Genomic DNA, 23,586 nt, shown 5'->3' on the forward strand with positions numbered 1-23,586 from the left:
TTTGTATTGAATGGGGAATATATGTAATTACAGCGAAACGCATTTATTGAAAAAGATTATAAAGATCTACAAAATTAAATTTTAAAGTTCTTTTATATTGAAAAGCCTTTTCTCCACTTGTATTTCTATCCCCGTCGTATACCATATAATATCCTTTTTCGTTTGACTGCACATCCAGGTGATGCATCCCCCGATTAAACCAGGGAATTTCTGGTTGAGGACCTAGATACATTTTGTGGGCTAAAGTTAACTCTAATTGCCCGGAATTGTTCTTCAGTTTATGTATTGAAATACCGGTTCCATATCCCAGTGTCCTGTTTTGAACAGGCAAATACCATTCTTCATCTAATTTAAAAAATCGACCTCCGGGTCTACTCTCATTCCCCCATTTCGATTTATAATTTGGATGTTCTTTCCATTTTCCATCTAAAGAATCTGCCGTGAAAAAAAGTTGTTCAAGATTATCATTTACCCCTACTATAAGGTTCAGTTCTTCACTTAATAAAATAGAAGGGTCTTTAATTCCAGTATTATGTAGTAAAGTATCTTCTACCTCCCATTCCAATGGAAATTTTCTTGCTTTATATAATAAAACATTTCCGCTTCCCTTAGTTTCCGGGAGCATATAATATTCATGCTTATATTTAAAGACTTGCGGATAAGAAAGATGAAAATCTTCATCCAGAACGATTCCCTGGTATTGATAATTATTTCCATCCTCTGATGAGAACAAAACAATATTGGCATTGCCTCTTCCCTTTAACTCTGTAAACAAATAAAATTTTGAACTATCCTGAATAAAAAAGGGATCAGCTATATAATTAATATCTTCAGGAATTAAAGCATCGATTTCTTTGTAACTAAAAATGTTGTTTTTGTCCAATTTTGGTGCAGAAAAGAACTTTTGGGTTTGCATATAACCAACTGACCAATTTCCTACGGCCGGAGTTATAAAAGGATATCTATAATTAAAGATTAAAAGGATTATCAGAATGAATAAAAAAAAAACTAATAAACCATATTAAAATTTTTCTCATTTTCAATTTTCTATTTGAGGACCTGCATATGTTATAATTTCACCATCATTGAAGAATACAGTTTCAAAAGGATAATTCATCTCCTTAAAAAACTCTTCAACTGATTTATAAGTTAATTCCCCCTCAACTAGATGATAGGTTGCAATACTTAAATTGGGTTTGAAATTCGAAAGCATTTTTCTTGCTCCCTTTAGGATATTTAGCTCTGCGCCTTCAACATCCATTTTAATAAAATCTATTTTTTTAATATTATTTTCCTCAACAAAATTATCAAGACTTGTAACTGAAATTATATTTTCCTGAGAATCTTCAGCTTTATAAAATGATGAAGAGGCGACACTGCCCGCTTCATAAAATTTAATTTCTCCCCTATAAGACCAAAGCCCTTCTTTAATAAGCTGAATATTTTTTGGGTTTCCATTTAAATTTAAGTTTTCGTCCAATCCTTGTAAATTCTTTCTATCGGGCTCAAATGAAAATACTTTACCAGATTTCGCTTTTTCAGCATATACCAAACTGAGGATTCCATTAAAAGCGCCAGCATCAATTACAGTATCATCTCTACCAATCTTATAATATTTTTCATAACGCTCAATTTCCTTTGTAATAAAATATAAGGGAGTGGAAGAAAAAATAGACCAAGAAGCTGTTTCTGTCTTGTAAGAATTGTTTTTAAGGCTAAACTTATATCCGGGTTGTTTTGAATTATAGTAAAAAACTTTAATTCGTTCCGTCATAAATTTGGGTAAAAATTTTATAACTCCTCTCATTAAACTGGTTTATTTATTAGCAAACTCCACCATCCTATAACTCGTCCCAGACTCTCGGTAAAAGCCTTTTTTCTTTGTGAAGTGTTAAGGACATTACTGAATCGAACTAAAGTTAATAAAAAAGCTGTAGCGTGCCATTTTATCTTCGACTTTAAACCCGGTGAAGGATATTTTACCCGCCATACATACCAACCATTCCTTATTACCATTTTGCCGTATTTAAACTGATTGGGACGACCAGATTCATTGTGATAATGATAAAGTTGTGCTGCAGTATTAACGTATAGCTGACCTAATTTTGAAGCTCTCAGGCAAAAATCCATATCTTCATAAAGGCCATAGCCTTCAAAGTAAGATGAAAATTTAATTTTATTAAAAAGATCTTTTCGGTAGGACGCCACACCCCCCATAAAACTTTCTACTTTATAGTTTTTTCCGGTAGGCGGTAGAAATCCAATGGCATAGCCATTAGAAAATTTGGGCATATATCCCGGTGGAACATCTGGCTGTAAGCCTAGCTTCTTTCTAAGCAGGTGCCTACTTCCCAATTTTCTTGTAAATCCGTCATATTCAAAATCATCAAATTTTATAACCTCCTTATCTTTTCTCCATTCTACTTCATTTTTAATATATCCCCCAACTGCCAGGGCATCAGGAAATTTTTGGTAAGTATCTAAAAGATTTTGGAAATATGTTGGAGTAATCACAATATCATCATCCAGAAAACAAACAATTTCCGAAGAAGTGACTACTCTTTCTATACCGAAATTTCGCTGCTTTGTGAGTCCCCGATTATCTTCTTCCACCTTGAAGTATTCCAGGTTTTTAATAGAATACCCTTCAAGTTCCTTTCGGGTCTCATCATTCTTAGAACCATCTATAATTAGAATTTGATTCGGAAAAAGTGTTTGTTTGGATACTGATTTAAGTAATGTTAACAAAGGTCCCGGCCTCTGGTAGGTGCAAACGATTAAGGTGAATTTCATTAAATGCTATTAAAAGCGCTCCCCTCTTTTCAGAAGGTTTTGAGCATAAAACATGGCTTTATTAAATTGCAGGATTTTAAAGGGTAGATTAAGAAAACGTAAAGGTGTTTTTTTAAAATCCTTCAAAAGGTACAAAAAGAGATAACGTTTTTTATATTCCTTCACTTGTTCAGGCTTAAAATGCTTTAAAATCCCATAAAGAATGGTAGGGCTTGGTACCGGTCTAATTTTACCTACTGGCTTATCTAACTCCCATGGCTGTCTTTTTCGTTTTTTCCCTAAAACTGAAGATTGCATTCCCCAAAATCTATATCCTCCTGAAGGTGGTTTAAGATGTAAGTTAACCGAATAAGGATTAAACATTAATAGCATACCATTTTTTATAAGCCGGAAACCAAAGTCAGCATCTTCTCCGTAACCGCCATCAAAATTAATATCATTTCCTTTAATTTCTTCTACCCATTCCCTCTTCACGCAAGAATTCGCATTATTAAAGGTTTGAGCAGCCCCTGCCTTATAGCGTTCTCTCCCCTTTCCTTTTAAAATTCTACGCAAATCATCTAAATCCTGACGATAATCTGAGGCTTGAATATCCAATCCAGTACAACCCTCAACCTTATAAGTTTGGAGAAACCTAAGATGATTCTCAACAAAATCCGAGAGGACTCGTGTATCATCATCTGCAAAAATTATATAATCTGATCTACACAGTTCAATCGCCTCATTCCTGGCTTTACAACTTCCTTTAGATTTTTGCCATTTGATTATCAATTCAAAAGGATAATCAGATTTTTTATACAAACTTATGTCCCTCTCTTCTTTTGGTGTAGCATCAACAACAATAACTCGTTTGGGTAAATAAGTTTGATGTTTATAATCTTCCAGCAATTGCAACGTATAATCCTGGCGAAACATTGTAGGAATAATTACATCTACAGTTGGCTTACCAATTAAGTTAGTAAGCGGTCTTGAATGAAAACTGACAGAATTATGCTTTTTGAATTCTTTCCCTCTTGATTTATTATAGGACCTAAATTCTCTTATTGGAGCAGTTACAGATTCTCTCAGATACATATACCAACTATGTCGTTTTTTAAAATTTTTTAGAAAAAATAAATAACGATCTTCTGCAGAAATAATCGGGTCATTATTTTCGCTTGAAAAAAGTCCATCAACAAAGAGCGGAACGGCACCGCCAAACCTTAACATCCTATAACCAAGGTCTAGGGCAGCGGTAGATACTGAAAAATATTCTTCACTAAATCCATTAAAAAATTCCCAACTTTTTTTTCTAACCACAAAACTATGTGGGTTAATCCTCCAGTTCACAGAATAATTCAGGTTAGGCAAATCGTTTAAATAAAACCAAAACACAGCTGTTTGATAAACCAGTTCAGGAAAAATATCTTGATAACCTTGTGTCAGCGAACTGTGCCATAGATCACCAGGCCCGGAAACCAGATCTTCCAGAAGATTAAAATCAGGTTCTCCTGTATAGAGTAAATACTCTCCATCTTTCGTTTGATATTGCTTTAGTTCCATTTTATCAAACATTTATATTTTTCCATTTTCAACGATCTTCTTATAAAAGGCTAAATTTCTTTTAACCACTACCTCAGTTGAAAATTTCTTTTTCACTCTATCTCTAGCTGCCTTACCCATTTCAGCCGCCTCACAAGGATTATCTAACAAGTAAAGGATTTTTTCTGCATAAGCTTTATGATCTTTAGGATTTTCAGTAAATCCAGTTACCCCGTTAAGCATTACTTCTTTTGCCCAACCAATGTTTGAGGTAACCAGTGGCTTTTCCATTGCCATGGCTTCCAGCCAGGTCATGGGTAAAGCCTCTGCAAAACTGGGCAGAGCGATTACAGCTGCCCTGGAGATATGTTCTTTTATCTCTGAATAACTTACTTCGGGAAAATATTTAACCTGGTTTGCAGCTTCAACACTTAATCTTTCTTGAAACAATTCCAGGGTAGATTTGTCTTCAAAAATATCTACCACATCTTTACCGATAAGAAATAATTCTGCTTCCGAATTTCCATAAATTACTTCATTAAAAATTTCGGCAAGTTCCAGCACCCCCTTTTTCCTTATAAGGGTCCCAAAATACAAAACCCTATTTTTAATCTCTACTTGTTCAGCTCCTGAGAACTTATTTACCTCAATACTATTTGGAATAACTTCTATATCCTCTTTTAACTTAAATATTTCCCTGCTTTTCTCTGCAGTAAAACGACTTACCGAAACAAGAGCATTTGCCGATTTTAATGCTGAATTTTCAAAAAAGCGATTTTTAAATTTCTGTTTCCTACTTTCCAGGGCACAGAAATAAGCATCAGATCCATTCATTCGAATAATCAACGAACATGGAAATTTCATAAAGGCAGTGATCCCTGTCCAGTCTGGCGCTTCTATAAGATCAATTTTATTTTTAATTATCGCAGTATTAAGATAGGCTTGCAAATATTTTCTATAAAGGTACCATCCAAAAAACTTATATTTTCGCTGTTCTATAAAATGAAATTCAATATCGTTCTCTTTAAACCTGCGTGGTGTTTTTTGCCCATAGACAAATACACTTACTCGTATATTTTCGGCTACAAGAGAAGATGCAAGATTTTTAATACTTGTTCCGAGTCCGCCCGATGATGTAGATTTAGAGTGTGGGTATTCAGGGGTAAGAAATCCTATGTGCATGGCAACAATTTTATATGTTCTTCTACCATTCTTTCCAGAGAAAATTGCTCTTTAACCAACAAGTTTACTTTCTTATCAATTCTATATTGCTTTTGCAAAACCTTGTCTATAATAGAAGATAAGGTTTGTATATGGCCAGCTTTAAAAATAAATCCGTTTTTTCCTTCTTTGATTACCTCAGGATTCCCCCCTACTGGAGTGGTAATTACCGGTACATTTGCCGCGAGAGCTTCCAATATTGATAGGCTAAAACATTCCATATAGGTAGGCTGCAATAAAAAAGAATATTCTTGCAACAGATTAGGCAATTCAGAAGAACTTCCTTTAAAAGTGATTTTATTTTCCAGATGATATAACTTCACTTTACGTTCTAACTCCATTTGCATTGGGCCTTCCCCGTATATATCAATATGGAGTAAGACTTTATTCTCTTCAGCCAGCAAATTCACAGCCTCAATGAGATCCTGAATCCCTTTTGATTCTCTCAAATGAGAAGCCACGACCATCTTCCCAAAATTTTCGTTCGCTTTTTCTTCATATAAAGAAGCTTTTATTCCGTTATAAACGAGTGCCGTCTTCCTTTTTATATGACTGCCATAATCTTCTAGAATGCAATTAATGGTATATTTTGATACTCCCACAAAACAATCAATATACTTAGCGTATAAAAGCCCCTTTAGCCTATTTCTCAGCTTCTTTTTAATAGGAAAACCATTAATGGGTCTTGGATTATGATCTACGGCGATTATATAAGCTTCCTGTTTATTTTTGAGCTTCTGAAAAAATGGTGTGCATAAGGCGACGAAATGAGTAACTACAATATCATATCGCTTTGAATTCTTTGAATGTTCAAGAAACTGATTTTCTGCAGAAATTCCTTCAGAAGCAAAAACCTTTAATTTTTTATAAAAAGAATGAACCTGGCTGTTACTAAAAAACCAATCTACTTCATAACCTTTTTCTTTACAAGCCTGGTTGTAGGCCATAAAGAAGCGATCCATTCCACCTATCCTTTCCGACTTTAGTTCGTAGTTACAAATTACTGCTATATGTTTTGAAATTTTCAAGCTGTGGAAAGTTGTTTTAGTGAAGCGGCAATCCCTGCACTAGTTCCCTTAAGAGGTTTACCAATTTGCAATCGCAACAAAGATTTACGTTCCGGGGAATGCAAGCCTGGTTTTTCTAAATATGTATTTATCCCTGCTATTAATTCCTTTTTATTTTCAGCTATTATAACCGCACCGCTTTCAACCACTTTTTTATAGTGGGCATATTTTAAAAAGCGCTGATCGTTATAAAGTCCGTTATTTTCACTACCAAAAACGGGATTTATCACCGGTTTATCAAAAACCATAAAATCTAGGCTCATCGTAGAACACATATTAATACCGAGATCTGAAAATTCTAAAATCATCCTAAGGTCTTTAAGATCTTTGGTTGAGGGAATTCGTTGCGACCAGGTTTCAGAATGATTACTTCTGCTTTGGGTCCAGGCGGGATAATTCCACTTTATAAAAGGATATTTTTCTCTTAAATAAGTAAATCTTTCAGGTTCCTCTGCCGGGGAGGTTCTTACAAGAAAATTAAGATTTTCCTCAATTTCATTTTTTATTAAAGCCTCGGCTATGGTTTCAATATATAACGGATCGTTTGCACTGGTAGAGACATCTCCACAACTAAAGCAAATAGTCTTCAATTCAGAATCCAGGTCAAACCGATTATGGAATTCATTTTTAGTACTACTGTACTCTGGCATCACATAAGGTTCAAACTGTGGAGTTCCCACAACTTGAACCTGTTTATCTGAAATTCTACCGTAAAACTGAAGTAGTTCATCTTTCATCAACCCACTCCATACCAAATAATGATTAAAATTTCCCGCCATTCTTCCTTTAGAAGCAAGATTGTCCCAACTGAAAATAAAGCTGCAGGTTTTTATTTCTTCTTTTTCCGCCGCGTATAAAAGTGGAGCGATATAAGGAGGTCTTTGATGAGTAAAAAAAAGAAGACCAGGTTTATACTTACTTAGAAGTTTTCTATAATTTTTAGTTGAAGGATGATTTGCAAAACTTTTTTGTTGAAGCCTGTAGAACCTCTCTATTGATTCTTCAGAATTAAAACGCTCGCTAAGCTTATAGGCGAATCTAACAAGTTTACCCCTTCTTGAATTTGATTCAGTATAATTTGCCCTTAGATTATCCTGAAACCCAAAATTATTCCCAGCATTTTTCTTAAGATGCGCTAGCTCCTTGGTTTTTCTAAAAAACCAGTTAAAACCTGATTCACGATAATCTTCCAGATGCACCAACACACAACCGGAAAGATCAAATTCGTTGAAAACTGAGCTGGGAAGCGCAGAAAAAATAATTATTTGCTGAAAATTCGACTTTATTTCTTCTAAAAAACCGCTTAAAAAAAAGTTCCGAAAACCAACCCCGTCAGTAATCACCAAGCCTAAAGTGTTATCGGAATCCATTTTTTTAGTCATTTTCTTGAATAAGCATTTACACTAATATTAGGCTAAATTCGTGTTCAAATATAATTAGAAATTAACTACAAGCCTAAGCGATTAGTTTATTGATGAAGCAAAAAACTTGCATTCACCCATTGCCAGATGTGAAAACTACTATGCCGCTCTCCTTCTTTATATTTTAGCCATTCCTTCTGCAATTCATCAAGATCAAACCAATCAGCATATTGGCTTTCCGCTATTCTGTTTAGTTGTGCTTCTACCCAAACACTTAATTCGTCACCAAGCCATTCTCGTTGAGGTGTTTGCAAGGGACGTTTTGGTGCATAAGAAATCCCTAAAGGTACCAGTTCTTTTACGAGTTCACGTAACAGGTATTTATTTATACCCCCTTTAATCTTAAAATTTTCAGATTGAGCAAAGGCAAATTCTACTAATCGGTAATCAAGAAATGGCTCCCTGAGTTCGGTACTGGCAGCCATAGATATTCTATCATTGAATCTTAGGGCTCTTGGAATTTTTGTATAGAAGATGTCTCTATATTGTAGGTTTTGGAGTTGATTATCAAAAGGCTTAGGATAATTTGGTTTTTCGGCAAATTTCAATAATTCTTTACTAAAACAATTTATTTTAAAAGGAGAGAAATTCTTTTTTTGCCCCTGAATAGTATCAGAAGGACCTCCACCACGGTAATAATCGTATCCAGCCCATTGCTCATCCATCCCCTGACCATCCAGAAGTACCAACACATTATCCTGTCTTGACTGCCGGAATATTTTTGAATAAGCAATCGTAGGAAATCCCCCAAATGGTTCATCCTGTATAGTGCTTATGGTTCTCGATAATTCTTTAACTTCATTAACATCAAGTCGAATTTTTGATAAAGGATTTCCTGTTTTAGATATCATTTTTTTTACCCAGGGTAACTCATCATATCGTTCATCATCTGAATAGAATGTATACGCACTAATCTTTTCTTTCTCCTGATATTGATTCACAAGAGCTAGTAAAAGGGAACTATCTAATCCTCCACTTATATTAAAACCAACTTCTACATCGGCTCTAAACCTTAACGAAATGCTGTCCTTTAAGAGGCTAAGATATTTCGCTTTGGCTTCTTCAATATTATTATAAACTTTAACTTTCTGAACATTCTCAACGAAGTCATACCATTGTTGAATTTTCAGCTCACCATTCTTAAAGCTTAGAAAATGCCCCGCCGGTAATTGGAAAATATGCTGATAAAAAGTTTCACTGGGAAGACCATATGATCCATACGCGAAGTAATTTGCCCATACTTTTAAGGATGGTTCATTGTTTCTGAGGATTCCGTTTATACTCTTGATCTCACTAGCGTAGAAAAATTCTTCCGCATTTTTGGAATAATAAAATGGCTTAACTCCAAACCTGTCACGGGCAGCAAATAAAGATTTTTCTTTTGTATCCCATATCGCAAAAGAAAACATCCCATTCAGTTTATTCAGAAAATCTTGCCCAAATTTAATATAGGCAGCCATTAGAACTTCCGTATCAGACTCAGTTTTAAATTCGTAGAATGGTTTTAATTCTTCACGCAGTTCAAGGTAATTATAAATTTCACCATTAAAACTTAATTGGTATCTACCTGAATTATCAGAAAATGGCTGATTTGAAGCATCGTTTAAGTCTATAATTGAAAGCCTGTTATGTCCAAGATAAGCAAAGCCAATATCATGAACTTTCCCCGTGTTATCCGGTCCACGATGCTTTTGTAATTCAAGCATTTGCTCCAGATCCCGTTGACGATCAAATGGAGATATAATTCCAGCTATGCCGCACATTAAGACCTGCTTTTTAGTATACTTTCCGCTTTCATCCAGTCGGCTTCGGTATCAAGATTCACATAATCAGTATCTGAATTTTCAATAAATCCAATATTCTCTCCGTAAAGCGAATTTTCTTTGAGTATAATATCTGTTTTGACTAAATATATAGCCCCATCTCTATGAAATGCCTTCGGCAATTCCTGCCGGCGTGAAATAATATTCTCCTCCCCCGTAGCGATTTGCAGTGCTCCATTCTGCTCTTCAAACACCCAATGCGGATTGAATTCGTGAGGAACCTCCCGAACGCTTATAAGAGAATCATGATTTCCTGACTCAAATTCTTTGATAGCTTCATCTATTAAGCCTTTTTTTCTAAAAGGAGTTGTTGGCTGAAGGAGGCAAACAGCATCATAATCCTCATTGGCATTTTCAAAATATGACAAAGCGTGCTTTACAACATCAAGAGAGGGAGTATTATCTTCGGCAAGTTGAGAAGGCCTGGTAAAAGGCACCTCTATCCCATGCTGTTTTCCAGTATTTATAATCTTTTGAGAATCCGAACTTAAGATGCATCGAGTAAGCAGTTTTGAATCTAAAGCTGCCTCGATAGTATATCCTAAAAGTGGTTTTCCTGCCAGAACCTTTATATTCTTACCAGGAATTCCCTTGCTTCCGCCCCTGGCAGGTATAATTCCAAGAATCTTCATTAGTAATTTATTGTTTTACTAAAGCTGAGTTCTGAGCTTGCCAAAATCTCTGCTATTTTCTTTCCGGCTTCTCCGTTGCCATAAATCTGAGAGCCAGGGAATTTATTATAGTTAATAATCTCTTTCAGCGCATCATAAATTTCATCCCTTTGAGGCGAAACATCTCTTACGTTCTTCCCTCGTAACCTTCGGTTTTGTCTATTTCCAATATTTACTACCGGTAATCCCAGGTAGGAACATTCTCTTATCCCTGCACTTGAATTTCCAATTAAGGCACTTGAATGCTTTAGGAGTCTCAGAAAATCCAATGGTTCCATATTTTTAAAAAAATGAATGCTTTTTGGCTTAACCATTTCCCTGAAAGTTCTAATTCCATTAGAGGTGCCATCGGAACCGGCATCAACATTTGGCCAAAACCAAAAAACAGGATAGTTTAATTTATTAATAGCTTCAAGGGTCTCAGTAATATGCTCTCGGGATTTTTGATACTCGGTAGTTACCGGATGCTGCATTACCACGGCGTAGCCATCTTTCCAATTGAGTTCTTCTCCTACACCGCCGTATTTTTCAATTGGATCAAAATTCAGTGTCTGTTCAGCACAAATCTCTTTCACTAAATCTATGGAAGGACAACCAGTATTAATAACTTTTTCCGGGTTCTCACCCAATTTGATTACCCTGGCCCTGGCATCATCACTTGAAACTAAATGCAGATCAGCTAGTTTGGTATTAGCATGTCTTACTTTCTCGTCTATACTGCCGGTAACTTCGCCGCCCTGGATATGAACCAGGGGAATATTCTGATAAGCGGCAGCAATGGAAGTAGCAATGGTCTCAAACCTATCGGCTATAGTCACCACCGCATCAGGCTGAAGATTATAGAATACATTTGTTAGCTCCATCACACCTATCCCGGTAGTTTTCGCCATTGTTGTAGGATTTTCCCCCTCAAGGACCATAAAGACTTTGGCACTTGCTTTAAAACCGTCTTTTTCAATAAAATCTGCAGCATTCCCATATCTATCTAATAATGCAGAACCTGCTAAAACAAGCTGAAGTTCCAAAGATGGATGTGCGTTAATTGCAGTAAGTGCAGACTTTATTCGACTATAAGATGGACGGGCGGTAACTACTACACAAATTTTTCGTTTTGGCATTTTAGTTCTCAGTTAGTTTTGCTAAAGTAGGAAATTTGTTTATGAACGTCATTGGAAGTGATGTATCTCAGAAACCCTCCATGCGAAGACGTCATTGCGAGCGAAGCGAAGCAATCCGTTGCAGTTTAGTCACGATCGTGTTAGGAGAAAACTTACAGCAGATTGCCACGTCCACCAGCGGTGGACTCGCAATGACGGTTCGCATAATAAAATATTTTATTTCAAATCCTCCTCTTGTAAAAAATCCCACTGCTTTAAGTCCTGTTTAATCTTCTTACCAATCACCTTCTCAAATTCGGAAGCAGGAATTCCAAAACCTTTAGGTTTTTTTGCTTCCAGATTATCAAATTGGATAACCTGGCCATCTTTTATATCTTTATTTACCGCCAAAGACTTTTCAAAAATATTTTTTAAAGCAGTGAATTTTGAATTATCAGTTTTATCCACAGGATTATTTCTTGCCTTTTCAATATTTCTTACAGCATTTACTAAAGTAGTGATTTCCTCTATTTCCAGAGAAGAAGTCGCATCGGGACCAAAACTCTTTCTGGAGAAAACAGCATGAAATTCTAAAATCTCTGCACCCAAAGCAGCAGCTGCAATACAGGTTTCTACTTTCGCAGAATGATCTGAATAGCCTATAGATACATTATACCTTTCCTTCAATTCCGCTATAACATTCAACCCGTATTCCTCAGGTTTTGTTGGATATGCAGTGGTGCATTGTAAAATAGAATAAGCGACTTTTTTTTCTTTTAAGAACTTTACAGTATCATCCAGCTCATTAAAGGAGCTCATTCCAGAAGATAGAATTACTGGTTTTCCCGTATCGGCAATTTTTTGAAGCAATAAAAAATTATTTACTTCCCCAGAACCTATTTTATATTGGTTTACACCTAATCTCTCTAAAAGATCCACCGCCTCATTACTGAAAGGTGATGCTAGAAATTCCACCTTATTTTTATCACATTCATTTTTTAAAAGTCTCCAGTCTTCTTCTGTGAAACTCATCCGCTTCCAGTAATCGAACCTTGTTTTATCCTGCTGAGAAAACTTAACCCGAAACGGTTCAAATTCACTACTTTCTGCTTCTGCTATATGAACCTGAAATTTAACGGCATCTACCCCCGTTTCAGCGAGTGCTCTGATATAACTTAATGCTATACCCAGACTGCCTTCATGCGCCTGACCAATTTCTGCAATAATTTTCATAATTAAAATTTAATTTTTTCCATTTCCAATATAATTTCCTATTGGCTTCCAATAAATTTTAGCAGGTGGTAAATCTATCCATTTTTTTAACTGATTTTTTGAAAGGGAGTTTCTTGAGAACTTTATAAGTTTATAATTTTCAAATATAGACCATAAGGCCCTTAATGTTAAGTTGAAAATTTTCCACGATTTATATTGTACAGCTTTTTTTAGCTGCATTATAAGTGAATAAAATATTTTTTTAACCATAAATAATTTTGGAAAGAAAATTAAATAATTAAACCAATCTGCTCTCAGAGCCAACATTTGCCTAACGTAATAATCTTTATTATTTACTCGAGCTTTATTATCAACTCGATGATGTACTAAAACTGATGGTAAATAATGTACTTCCCAATCTTTTTGGACTAACTGAAATGATGCAAATGCCTCCTCACCATAAAATTTATACCAACTGGGATAGTTGGGAATATCATTCCACGCTTTCATATTCCAAACATGGCCACATCCGACGAAACTTTTAACAATGGATGAATTTTCATTTGATTGAATCGATGTAGGTACGGTCAAACCCCAAAAAATTCTAAAACTGATTACTGCACAACGATTGTTATATTGAAAATGCTCCTTAATTTTACCTAAAGGATCAATACTTAAGAAATTCGAATCATCATCAAGTGAAATGGCAAAAGTTGAATTTACTTTGCTCAATAAAAAGTTTCGAGAATAAATTAATCCCCTGTTATTGTCATTTCTATATACCTCAATATTTTGATAATTAATTTTTAACCAGTCATAGGTCCCATCGGTGGAAGCATCATCACAAATCAAAATATTAGTTTCACTTAAAATAATATCGGATAGTGAACTCAGAGTAATTTTTAATTCTTGCAATCTATTATAAGTAGTAATTAAAATACTAAAATCTTTCATTATAGTATTATTTTATTCAGCTTATCCCTTAAATAAGCTGAAGACATATAATAAGATAAGTGTTCATATTCTTTATTTTGTACACTATAATTTTTCCAAATTGAGTAAAGGCTACTTATTAAACTCTCTATTTGTTGAACATCATCTATTTCTGCCCACCATTTATAATCTTGACCTAACAATCTTCTTACTTCACTTTTTGCGGGACCTAATATCATTATAGGATTTCCTGATTTTATGCAATGAGGAAATTTTCCGGGCAAGAATGGGCTAAGTTTCGCTTTAGATTCTAAAATTATATTTACGCTAGCAGATTTCTGCATGGTAAGTACGGTTGAGTAGTTTACAACTCCATTACTAATGTATAATTCTAATATATTAGATGTTAATATATCTAATTCTTTTTTATGATAAGAAGAACTCCCAATCAACAACAAACGAGCATCTTTTTCAGCTTCAGGATTTTTTTTAAGAAATTTTAAAAATCCATTGATCAAAGCAAAAGGTGGTCTTTGCTTCATCAAATTACCGGCATGCAATAAATTGAATTTTGAAGGATCGAAATAATCTGGTAACATTGATAATTCATCAGTTTTCTTTAATTGATGTGGAATAATTACACCTTTATTTTTGAACATGCTATAATAACTTTCCATCCATTGTTGCAAATACAAACTTGGATATGCAGCCCATCTACACTTTGCAGCTAAGTCTTTAAAAAAATCTATTTTTTTAAGATATCCAGGCTCATCCCAATTATAGGGTTCTGGATATAAATGAAACGGATAAGGATCGTGAATATAAGCCATCCATTTGGAATGGAATTTTGGCAATTTTAAGATGGCATAATGAGGTCTAAAACTAGCTCCTTTACTTAAAGTTAGAATCAGATTATAGTCCTGAACATTCTCCATTTTCAAAGCTTTACCAATACTTCTAGTATCGTTAAAGAAGGTAAAAGAAAACCCAAAAATAGGCTCCAAACGCTTGGCTAAATTAAGATTTGAGTTATGTTGGATCTTCCTTTGTAACCTACTCAAAAAATAATTAGATCCATATTTAATCTCTTTTATGTTTATACATTCTATAGCATTAAGTTGAATTTCTTTTCTACTGTAATGATATACTTTTAGTTCATACCCGGCTTCCTTTAAATTCTCAATAAGAGCTACATTAGCTTTAGATCCACTGCTATCTTCTACATTAATAGATTCTGCAATAATTAATATTTTCTTATTGGTTTGAGGGATCAAGGATTCTACTTTTGGTTAAAGATAGGTATTTGGATATATTTTTATTTGAGAATATAATAACTATCCCTTTTTAAATATTCAGTATAATAGGAGACTCAACTTGTCACAATCTAATGTATGATTATTCTAAATTTATTAAAAATTCTACAATGCGTGTTGCTGCTTTTCCATCACCATAAGGATTAGGAATTGATGATAACACTACAGGATCGTCTAAAATACTCATTACTTTATCTATAATTTTATTCTTATTTGTTCCTGTTAAATAGCAAAACCCCGCCTCTACAGCTTCTATACGCTCTGTATACTCTCGGGTTACCACAACCTTTTTTTTAAAACTCGGAGCTTCTTCTTGAATACCTCCAGAATCTGAGATTATCATATAACACTGTTCCATCAACCAAATCATAGCAGGATAAGAAACCGGAGGAACCAAATGAATGTTGGAACTACCACCAAGCAAGTTCATTACCGGTTCTTTAATTTGAGGGTTTAGATGCAGAGGATAGATTATTTCCACATCTTCTCTTTTAGATATCTCTAAAAGCGCTTTACATATGTTCAATATCCCATCTCCAAAACTTTCTCTTCTATGTCCGGTTATTAAAATAAGCTTCTTGGTTTGATCTAAATGAGATCTAAGTTCTTTAATTTCATTAAAATTTAAATCCCTTCCAAGTAGTTCTTGCGTCCAAAAAAGTGCATCTACTACGGTATTACCCGTGCAGATAATAGATTTATCATTGACTCCTTCCTGTTTTAAATTTTCAGTAGCATTTTGGGTTGGAGTAAAATGATAATCGGCAATCTTACTTATAATTTGTCGATTACCTTCTTCAGGAAATGGCGATCTCTTATTATAAGTTCTTAATCCCGCCTCTACATGTGCAACCGAGATCGATCTATGGAAAGCTGCAAGCGCAATTATAGAAGCACTGGTAGTGTCTCCTTGTACAAGTACAACATCTGGTAAATAATTATCGAATATTGGATCTATTGCATTTAAAACAGCAGCACTAAGGGTATTCAAACTTTGTTTTGGTGTCATTAGATCCAGATCAAAATCGGGAACAATTTGAAAGAAATCTAAAACCTGATCCAGCATTTCCCTATGTTGAGCGGTAACACATACCTTATAATCTAATCCTCGAAATTGGAGTTCCTTAATAATTGGAACCATTTTTATAGCTTCTGGACGAGTACCGAAACAAAGAAGTATTTTCAAAATTTAAGTATTTTCCCCTTCATATAAAAAATTGGTCTTAGAATGGGATACATTTTAAAACCAAAAATATATTTTATTTTTTCCAATTCTCCAGTGTTGGTTGCATTTAATATATTTTTGATGATAATAATAGAATTTAATCGAAAACCTAGCCTAATAAAGAAATGTTTCAAAGTATGATTTAAAAGGTTTTTGCTTTTCAAATTAGTTATGGTTAGTAAAATTGCTTTTATATAGGAATCAATCCTAATTTTCTTCTTATTCCCAAATTCTCCTGTATTAGAGTGTAGATGCTTTCTTCCAAAAAACAATATTTTTTCAATATTAACCCCTATTTTACCTTCAGAAAGAATACGAGCGTAAAGTTCCCACTCTTCAGCATACATTAAATCTTCATTGAAACGATGTGTTTGAAAACAGTCTTTTCTCCATAAAACTTGACACGAATTAAGAGGAACAGCACCTGTAACAATTTGATCAAGGTTTTTAATAGTCAAAATACTTAGTAAATAATCAATAGAGTAATTAAAATCATAAATAAATTCACCTTTAAAAACAGTTCGGAGATATCTGCAGTAATCCACAGAATTTTTCTCTAATTCATGAACGCTTAATTCTAATAGTAATGGATGGGTAATGTCATCGTCATCAAAAAAAATCACATAATCTCCTTTAGCAATTTCTAATCCCTGATTACGACAGCCAGGCAACCCCTTCTTATGAGAAGTAGATCTTTTGTAATATTTTATTCGAGCATCCTTTCTAATGAAATCTTGAATTAGTTCAAAGGTGCCATCAGCACTTCCATCATCAATTATCAAAAGTTCCCAATTGGAAAATGACTGTTGTTGGATACTTTTTAAAGTCTCTTCTAAGAAATGCGCTCTATTATAAGTAGCCATAATTATGGATACTAAAGAATTTTTCAATATCTGCCCAATTTATGTTTAAAATATCTTAAAGGTTTTAAAATTGCCATACCAATTTTGAATTCCAGCCTATTAATATTTTTTATTTTTCCCTTTTCTTCTGCTTTAATTTTATTTAATAAGAATTTAGCGAAAATTTCAAAATTCTCTATATACAAGGCAGAATGTTTTATATAAACATACTCCATCAATGAGTATTTATTTTTGTTAGCATAAGTAGTTCTTGATACATTTTTTTTTCTATAATGAAATAAAACTTCCGGAATTACATACGCAATTCCACCATTCTTTAGAATTCGTATATAAAACTCCCAATCTTCGAAACCATTACGCATGTTTTCATCGTAACCTAGCACTTCTTTCCAATCTTGTTTCCTGAAAATTGTTCCTAAGGATGAATTTTTAAACAAAAAATTCTGTATTGTCCCCCCTTCAGGTTTAAATAATTGAAAATTATTATCATCCCAAAACCACCTTGCATAGCAGGTAATCATCTTAATATTTAAATTTTTTTCAAAACTTTTTATTGCTAATTCACAAAATTTTGAATCGAAATAGTCATCACTATCCAATACCAAAATAAATTTTCCTGAAGAATTTTGAATACCAATGTTTCTTGCAGAACTAGGACCTTTGTTTTCCTGAGTAATTAGAAGATCAATCTTATGTTCGAGATTCTTTAAAACTCTTTTAGTTTCTAAATTTGAGCCATCATCTACAATAATTATTTCCTTATATGGATAATTTTGACCTATCGCCGAATTTACTGCTTGTTCAATAAACTCTGCATCATCGTAACAGGGAATTATTATTGATATTACAGCATTCATCGTTTGTACATTTCAAGTTTATTTATAATCCTAAATATTAATAGATTATTATCCTTTTTAATTGATTTTATGAAAAAGAAATAATGCTTTTTCAATAATTTTGGATATGAAGATTTTACGTTTTTATACAACTGTTCCTTGTTCCAATCAATAAACTCATCTACTCTTTCCTCGAATTTAATTTTTAACTGGGCCTCTATTAATTGCCAGCTTAAAATGGCTTTTTCTACATTATTCTTTGAACAAAAAGAACTTAAATTATTATCTGTAGCCCATCTATACCAAGCAATTCCCTTTACACTAAATTTTATATTATAAGAATTGGCTATTACCCTTAAAATAAATTCTCCATCATCATTCAACTTTAAACACTCATTCCAATGTCCAGTCAGTTCAATTATTTCTCTATGTATTAAATATGAATGAATTGGAAAATAACCTTTAGAGCTTATCAGTGAAATTAGAAAATCTTCAGGTAATTTAAAATCTGAATATGAAGATAAGTTATCATAAAATTTTTTCTCATTTCCAAACCTTCCCCAACTGCATATAGCTATACTAAATGTGTTTTCATTTTGGAGTAATTTTATTTGGTCTTCAATTTTTTCTTCTGATATAATGTCATCTGCATCTAAAAATTGAATATAAGTAGATTTGGCAAGTTGGATACCTATATTTCTACAAGAACTAGCTCCTTTTACTTTATGATCTGGTCGCCTTATTAAGATAAAGCGTGAATCATTTTTAATAAAATTATTGGCTTTTTGAAATGAATCATCCGTAGATCCATCATCAATAATAATACACAACCAATTTTTAAATGTTTGATTGGAAACCGACTGAAGAGTTTCTAAGATATAATTTTCTTTATTATAAAGTGGAATAATGATGGTTACTTCAGGTGTCATTAGTTTCTCGCAAATTTTATGAAACTATATCCTTTTCCTACAATATAAGCCAACGATATTCCCAAAACAAAAGAAAGCATTTTTGTAACAGATTTCATTCTGGTAAAATAAACTATACTTTTTAAAAAATATGGAATTTTCTCTTTTTCCAAAGCTAATTTGAAAGCATACTGCGCATAACCCGATAAATACCATTCCTTTAATAAAAAAGGAGAAGTTTTATTAATATCATCAAGGGTTAAAATTTTCACTGACGCGGTTGATTTTACTCTTAGTAAAGGAGTGATAGAACTGATTGTACTTAAACTTACATCATGAATTCTTGCATATGTTAAGATTTCATTCACAAATATCCCATTCTTATTTAAGAGCAAAAATCGAGTGAAAAAATTATATTCATCCCCATCTGTTATAATTGCTTCATTAAATTTCAGAAAACATAACACCTCTCTTTTGCCTAAAAAATCATCAGTTATCCATCCTATTACCTGTCTTCCAAAATTATTAGCATTAATCTTATCACTTTTTCTATCAAAATTATATGGCTTGCCTAATTTTCCTTTTTCAGTTTGGAAATTTTGACTATCCCCCACAGCAAAGTCAACATTATTAATCTCTATAGCAGATACTAATTTTTCTATATGATCAATTGTCATTATATCATCGCTATCAAACCATTGAACATAATAACCATCACTTTTTTCAAACCCATAATTTCGACAGGCATTTGCTCCTTTCCTTCTACTTAGAGGTCGTTTTAATAGCGTGAATCGATCATCATTGTAAATAAAATCTTGAATCACTTGCAAGGAATTATCTGTAGACCCATCATCCACGATTACACATTCCCAATTAGTATAGTTTTGATTAACAACACTTTGCAACGTTTCTAATATGAGATGCGCCCTATTAAAATTTGGTATAATGATAGAAACTTTTCTCATTTAAGTTCTTTTCTATTTATACAAATACGACGGATAAATTTAAGGGCTTCATAAATTCCTTCATGCTTAAGTTTTAGGCGAAAAAATTGAAATACAAAATTGAAATTAACCTTTTTAAACGAAAATGTTAACAATTCATATCTTTTCAATATTGCTGTAATCTGATATTGATTGAAATTTTCTAAATACTCATAAATTACGTTATTAAAAAACAAGTAGGTAGTATCTCTCTTCTCCTCTAATAAAAAATCTGATCGGGAAAGATGTATTGCAGATGAACGAAAATAAACACAAGCCTCGTTAATCGAATAAATTTTTCCAAATTCTGAAAATTCCAGCCAAGCCATATCATCTGCATGCCAAGCTAATGGGTAATCATGAAATCCATATTTCTGAAATGAAGTCCGTCTAAATATATGTTCGGAAAGCGAGCTTCTGTTTGCATTAAAAAAACGATCATAAAAAACATCCCGATAATCTTGTAATTTAGGATGACAATACTTTTCTGTCACTGGTTTGCCGTATTCATCAACTACCTGTGATGCAAATTTAACAACCTTAGATTTGGCATCCTCTATTTCATCTAGATTTTTATAAAATGAATTAACGACATTTTCAGATAGTACATCATCATCACAAAGCAACATAATCCACTCTTCACCATTTATCATTCCCAAGCAACGCTCCCATTGCTGTGTAAGAGAAATTGAACCTAAATTTTTATCAAACCTCTTATAAGTAATGTTTAGTTTCTTTTGTGATGAGTTAATTAAAATCCAGGGATCTTGTGGTGATGAATCATCACCTATATAAACATTAAATCTATTGTCGTTTTGTTTTTCCAAAGACTCTAAGCATTCTCTGAAATATTCGTTTTTAAAATAAGGAATGACTATGGCTAATTTTCGATTAATCATATTTTCCAAATAAACTTTTATTAAAAACCTTTTTACAAAAAACGTCAATTATAAATTTTTCACTCTTTAATTTTTCCTCAAAATTTTTATTTTGCTTAAGAAGTAGATCGTTAAGGTGATGGAAGGAACCAAAATTCTTAACATAAAAATCAGCATGCTTCACACTTAAGTATTCATAAATTGACACAAAATCTTTACTGCTAACTCCTGTAGTTCTTGATTTTTTTTTAACCCTATAATAAAAACCATCGAACCCCAAACGTTTAACACCTCCACCCTCCTTCAAAATAGCAATCCAGATTTCCCAATCTTCTAAACCCGAATGCATATTCTCATCGTATCCGCCAACACGCAACCAATCACATTTTTTAAAAATTGCAGAACTATATATCATATTTGATTTAGCAAGCTCAATTAATGAAAAATCATTTAAATCCCATCTTCCTTCTACTTCTCCAAATTTAACCGCTTCCGAATAGACAACTTTTAAATTAGAATCTCTTAGAAAAGCTCGAATAATTAATGAAATATAGTTGTTAGATATCTTATCGTCAGCATCCAATGGTAAAATAAATTCACCTCTAGATTTTAGAATTCCATTATTCCTGCAATTACTAACTCCATTATTTTCTTGTTGCAAATATTTAAATCTTTCATCCTTTTTTAACCAAACAGATGCCACCTCCAAAGTATTATCTGAGCTACCGTCATTTACTATAATACACTCCCAGTTTTTATATTCCTGACACAAGACAGAATTTAATGCATCAGATAGAAATTCGGCTTGATTATAACATGGCACAATAATAGAAATGAGTGGTTCCATCATAATTATATTCTTAAATAATTCTGTTGTTCCATTTTTTTTCGATTTTATAGCTACTTCTTTTACAATGTATTAGAAGATTACCTAAAACAAAGTGTTCTATAGCTAGAAAGAATTTCTTTCCAAGAAAAATTCTTGACATATTATTAATTACATATTTAGAATTTGCATAATGAGAATTATGTATCCCTAAGAAAAATAGTTCAATCAATCTTTTATAAAGGTTATTTAGAAGGTCTAAATCATTAAGGCACATAGCCCTGTTTAAATTCTCTATCAAAAATATCGCTTCAGATTCTTTATTTAATTTATTATAATTTAAATTCTCTGAAGTTTTTGTGCCATTATGTTGTCTATACAAGAATAACTTCCTCGAAGATATAAAGTACTGCTCTTTAGAAATAGAAAAGAATATTCTTGAAAATAATTCAGCTTCTTGGCCTCGTGTAAGCCTTGTATCAAAAAGCTTTTTATCTTTTAAAAAAGAGTTTTTAAAAATAACTGAATTTGTAATAATTTGTTGGTTCCAAATAACATAATCCTTGAATAGCTCAATATTAAGATCTAAACTCATTGGAGTTCTATTATCTAATTGGGAATCTGTAAAATATCCAGAACAAATAAATAAATGTATGTCAGAGTTTGATAATGCAATCCTACCTTCTTCTAGATACCCCGGCAACATAACGTCGTCACTATCAAACCATAAGACAAAACTTCCCCTACATAAATCGTAGCCATAATTCCTACAAGAATTTGCTCCTTTAATTAAATTTTCTGGTCTTTCAATGCACCGAATCCTCTCATCTTTTTCTACATAGAATGTCATTAACTCCTTAGTAAAATCTGACGAACCATCATCTATGACCAAGCACTCCCAATACTTATATTCCTGATTAATTATAGATTCAAGAGTAGCGCCTAATAGATCTGCTCTATTATAAGTAGGTATTATTACTGAAAATAAGGGTGATTCTTCCAAAATATTAAATGTAATTAGGTAATTCTGAAAAATCGCAGGCCCTTACCGGTTATAATTGTAATAATAATTCCTGCATAAAACTTAAGCTTTTGTGCAGCTGGAATATTGGCATTCTTCAAAGTACACATCAAATCTCTCCAATATATATATGTTGTTTTTAGTCTATTTAAAATTGAGTCTTGATTTAGTAAAATTCGATGAAAAACCAGGGAGATGTTGTTAGCAACAAATCTTTCCATTCTTTTTTGATTAGTGGTGTTTTGACATTTAGCGGTATTTAATACATAGAGCCAATACTTAAAGATAGATCCCAAATTTCTATCAGAAGAATCTAAGGTAATTGCATCTGGAGTATTGAATCTATAGTTCACAACAGCTCTATCTAAAAATTCAAAATTTAATCCTTTTAAAATAATTCTGTAATGAAATTCTGTGTCTTGAAGTCTATAGAATTTTTCATTAAAAAAAAAATGATGCTCCTTCAAAAAGGAGCTTCTCCAGAGTGGTCCTGCAGTACTTAAAAAAAAATCCCCCATCACATAATCAAAAACTAAATCGTCTGAAAATAACTTTTTAGGCTTAGATTTCCAATTAGAATCTAAACTACCATTAAAATAATTTACATAAGCTATAGAAACATCAAGGTGAGGATTATTTTGTAGATGAGCCGCTTGAATAAGCAATGAATCTGTAATTAAAAGATCATCACTATCTAAAAATTTGATATAATCACCCTTACAATTTCTTAGAGCATAATTTCTACAAGCATTTGCCCCTTTCTTGTAATTATCTGGGTGATGACAATATTTAATCCTCTTATCCTTAGAATAGAACTCCATTAGTTCTTTTGTATAATCATTAGAACCATCATCTATTACCAAACATTCCCAATTAGGATAATTTTGGTTTATAATAGAGTCTAGGGTTTCTCCAATTAAATGAGCCCGGTTATAAGTGGGAATAATTATGGAAACTAGTGACTTCAAAAAAGT

Annotated in this window: 22 protein-coding genes; all 22 read right to left on the reverse strand. The window is 33.0% G+C overall.

The window, feature by feature from the left end; all coding sequences use genetic code 11:
• Nucleotides 1-43: 43 nt before the first annotated feature.
• Nucleotides 44-883: a glucosamine inositolphosphorylceramide transferase family protein gene (locus BM084_RS06775; protein WP_177195668.1), complete on the reverse strand. Its 840-nt coding sequence runs from the start codon at nt 881-883 to the stop codon at nt 44-46.
• Between the two features lie 156 nt (nt 884-1,039).
• Nucleotides 1,040-1,774, reverse strand: a complete 735-nt coding sequence (locus BM084_RS06780; protein ID WP_177195669.1) for an FkbM family methyltransferase — start codon at nt 1,772-1,774, stop codon at nt 1,040-1,042.
• 32 nt (nt 1,775-1,806) lie between these two features.
• Entirely contained in the window at nt 1,807-2,793 is a 987-nt protein-coding gene (locus tag BM084_RS06785; protein WP_075325965.1) for a glycosyltransferase family 2 protein, read from the reverse strand.
• Between the two features lie 9 nt (nt 2,794-2,802).
• Nucleotides 2,803-4,335 (reverse strand): glycosyltransferase family 2 protein, encoded by a 1,533-nt coding sequence (locus BM084_RS06790; RefSeq protein WP_075327923.1) that lies wholly within the window; start codon nt 4,333-4,335, stop codon nt 2,803-2,805.
• Between the two features lie 12 nt (nt 4,336-4,347).
• Nucleotides 4,348-5,496, reverse strand: a complete 1,149-nt coding sequence (locus tag BM084_RS06795) for a glycosyltransferase family 4 protein (protein WP_093303830.1) — start codon at nt 5,494-5,496, stop codon at nt 4,348-4,350.
• Nucleotides 5,487-6,563 (reverse strand): glycosyltransferase family 4 protein, encoded by a 1,077-nt coding sequence (locus BM084_RS06800; RefSeq protein WP_232228906.1) that lies wholly within the window; start codon nt 6,561-6,563, stop codon nt 5,487-5,489. Before BM084_RS06800 ends, BM084_RS06795 begins: the two co-directional genes overlap by 10 nt.
• On the reverse strand, nt 6,560-7,972 hold the full coding sequence (locus BM084_RS06805; protein WP_075327922.1) for a hypothetical protein: 1,413 nt from the start codon (nt 7,970-7,972) through the stop codon (nt 6,560-6,562). The genes BM084_RS06800 and BM084_RS06805 overlap by 4 nt, the downstream gene beginning before the upstream one ends.
• 98 nt (nt 7,973-8,070) lie before the next feature.
• Nucleotides 8,071-9,786, reverse strand: a complete 1,716-nt coding sequence (asnB, locus tag BM084_RS06810) for an asparagine synthase (glutamine-hydrolyzing) (protein ID WP_093303833.1) — start codon at nt 9,784-9,786, stop codon at nt 8,071-8,073.
• Nucleotides 9,786-10,478 (reverse strand): acylneuraminate cytidylyltransferase family protein, encoded by a 693-nt coding sequence (locus tag BM084_RS06815; protein WP_075325961.1) that lies wholly within the window; start codon nt 10,476-10,478, stop codon nt 9,786-9,788. Before BM084_RS06815 ends, asnB begins: the two co-directional genes overlap by 1 nt.
• Entirely contained in the window at nt 10,478-11,635 is a 1,158-nt protein-coding gene (neuC, locus tag BM084_RS06820) for a UDP-N-acetylglucosamine 2-epimerase (protein WP_075325960.1), read from the reverse strand. The genes BM084_RS06815 and neuC overlap by 1 nt, the downstream gene beginning before the upstream one ends.
• A gap of 216 nt (nt 11,636-11,851) precedes the next feature.
• Nucleotides 11,852-12,847 carry an N-acetylneuraminate synthase family protein gene (locus BM084_RS06825; RefSeq protein ID WP_075325959.1) on the reverse strand — a complete coding sequence of 332 codons (996 nt, stop codon included), beginning with the start codon at nt 12,845-12,847 and terminating at the stop codon, nt 11,852-11,854.
• Between the two features lie 9 nt (nt 12,848-12,856).
• Entirely contained in the window at nt 12,857-13,780 is a 924-nt protein-coding gene (locus BM084_RS06830; RefSeq protein ID WP_075325958.1) for a glycosyltransferase family 2 protein, read from the reverse strand.
• Complete coding sequence (locus BM084_RS06835; protein WP_245764349.1) at nt 13,780-15,033, reverse strand: glycosyltransferase family protein; 1,254 nt, start codon at nt 15,031-15,033, stop codon at nt 13,780-13,782. The genes BM084_RS06830 and BM084_RS06835 overlap by 1 nt, the downstream gene beginning before the upstream one ends.
• A gap of 121 nt (nt 15,034-15,154) precedes the next feature.
• Complete coding sequence (wecB, locus tag BM084_RS06840) at nt 15,155-16,258, reverse strand: non-hydrolyzing UDP-N-acetylglucosamine 2-epimerase (protein WP_317040651.1); 1,104 nt, start codon at nt 16,256-16,258, stop codon at nt 15,155-15,157.
• Nucleotides 16,255-17,187 carry a glycosyltransferase family 2 protein gene (locus BM084_RS06845; RefSeq protein ID WP_232228904.1) on the reverse strand — a complete coding sequence of 311 codons (933 nt, stop codon included), beginning with the start codon at nt 17,185-17,187 and terminating at the stop codon, nt 16,255-16,257. Before BM084_RS06845 ends, wecB begins: the two co-directional genes overlap by 4 nt.
• Nucleotides 17,184-18,017: a glycosyltransferase gene (locus tag BM084_RS06850; protein ID WP_075325956.1), complete on the reverse strand. Its 834-nt coding sequence runs from the start codon at nt 18,015-18,017 to the stop codon at nt 17,184-17,186. Before BM084_RS06850 ends, BM084_RS06845 begins: the two co-directional genes overlap by 4 nt.
• The gene (locus BM084_RS06855) at nt 18,014-18,925 is read right to left on the reverse strand and encodes a glycosyltransferase family 2 protein (RefSeq protein ID WP_093303837.1); all 912 of its coding nucleotides are present in this window, start codon (nt 18,923-18,925) and stop codon (nt 18,014-18,016) included. The genes BM084_RS06850 and BM084_RS06855 overlap by 4 nt, the downstream gene beginning before the upstream one ends.
• Nucleotides 18,925-19,869 (reverse strand): glycosyltransferase family 2 protein, encoded by a 945-nt coding sequence (locus tag BM084_RS06860; protein ID WP_093303840.1) that lies wholly within the window; start codon nt 19,867-19,869, stop codon nt 18,925-18,927. Before BM084_RS06860 ends, BM084_RS06855 begins: the two co-directional genes overlap by 1 nt.
• Entirely contained in the window at nt 19,866-20,786 is a 921-nt protein-coding gene (locus tag BM084_RS06865; protein WP_075327919.1) for a glycosyltransferase family 2 protein, read from the reverse strand. Before BM084_RS06865 ends, BM084_RS06860 begins: the two co-directional genes overlap by 4 nt.
• Complete coding sequence (locus tag BM084_RS06870; RefSeq protein ID WP_083634151.1) at nt 20,779-21,615, reverse strand: glycosyltransferase family 2 protein; 837 nt, start codon at nt 21,613-21,615, stop codon at nt 20,779-20,781. Before BM084_RS06870 ends, BM084_RS06865 begins: the two co-directional genes overlap by 8 nt.
• Nucleotides 21,616-21,625: 10 nt before the next feature.
• Complete coding sequence (locus BM084_RS06875; RefSeq protein WP_075325953.1) at nt 21,626-22,594, reverse strand: glycosyltransferase family 2 protein; 969 nt, start codon at nt 22,592-22,594, stop codon at nt 21,626-21,628.
• A 14-nt stretch (nt 22,595-22,608) separates the two neighbouring features.
• A complete protein-coding gene (locus tag BM084_RS06880; RefSeq protein ID WP_218152240.1) occupies nt 22,609-23,580 on the reverse strand; it encodes a glycosyltransferase family 2 protein in 972 nt (323 codons plus the stop codon).
• Nucleotides 23,581-23,586 lie beyond the last annotated feature (6 nt).

This window comes from Salegentibacter agarivorans, assembly GCF_900113135.1.
GTDB classification, from domain to species: Bacteria; Bacteroidota; Bacteroidia; order Flavobacteriales; family Flavobacteriaceae; genus Salegentibacter; species Salegentibacter agarivorans.

Coding starts and splice junctions, on each gene's coding strand:
- BM084_RS06850 (WP_075325956.1), bottom strand. CDS start 18,017: ATGAATGCTGTAATATCAATAATAATTCCCTGTTACGATGATGCAGAG.
- BM084_RS06855 (WP_093303837.1), bottom strand. CDS start 18,925: ATGACACCTGAAGTAACCATCATTATTCCACTTTATAATAAAGAAAAT.
- BM084_RS06785 (WP_075325965.1), bottom strand. CDS start 2,793: ATGAAATTCACCTTAATCGTTTGCACCTACCAGAGGCCGGGACCTTTG.
- asnB (WP_093303833.1), bottom strand. CDS start 9,786: ATGTGCGGCATAGCTGGAATTATATCTCCATTTGATCGTCAACGGGAT.
- BM084_RS06815 (WP_075325961.1), bottom strand. CDS start 10,478: ATGAAGATTCTTGGAATTATACCTGCCAGGGGCGGAAGCAAGGGAATT.
- BM084_RS06825 (WP_075325959.1), bottom strand. CDS start 12,847: ATGAAAATTATTGCAGAAATTGGTCAGGCGCATGAAGGCAGTCTGGGT.
- BM084_RS06780 (WP_177195669.1), bottom strand. CDS start 1,774: ATGACGGAACGAATTAAAGTTTTTTACTATAATTCAAAACAACCCGGA.
- BM084_RS06860 (WP_093303840.1), bottom strand. CDS start 19,869: ATGAGAAAAGTTTCTATCATTATACCAAATTTTAATAGGGCGCATCTC.
- BM084_RS06830 (WP_075325958.1), bottom strand. CDS start 13,780: ATGAAAGATTTTAGTATTTTAATTACTACTTATAATAGATTGCAAGAA.
- BM084_RS06795 (WP_093303830.1), bottom strand. CDS start 5,496: ATGCACATAGGATTTCTTACCCCTGAATACCCACACTCTAAATCTACA.
- neuC (WP_075325960.1), bottom strand. CDS start 11,635: ATGCCAAAACGAAAAATTTGTGTAGTAGTTACCGCCCGTCCATCTTAT.
- BM084_RS06865 (WP_075327919.1), bottom strand. CDS start 20,786: ATGATTAATCGAAAATTAGCCATAGTCATTCCTTATTTTAAAAACGAA.
- BM084_RS06790 (WP_075327923.1), bottom strand. CDS start 4,335: ATGGAACTAAAGCAATATCAAACGAAAGATGGAGAGTATTTACTCTAT.
- BM084_RS06870 (WP_083634151.1), bottom strand. CDS start 21,615: ATGATGGAACCACTCATTTCTATTATTGTGCCATGTTATAATCAAGCC.
- BM084_RS06805 (WP_075327922.1), bottom strand. CDS start 7,972: ATGGATTCCGATAACACTTTAGGCTTGGTGATTACTGACGGGGTTGGT.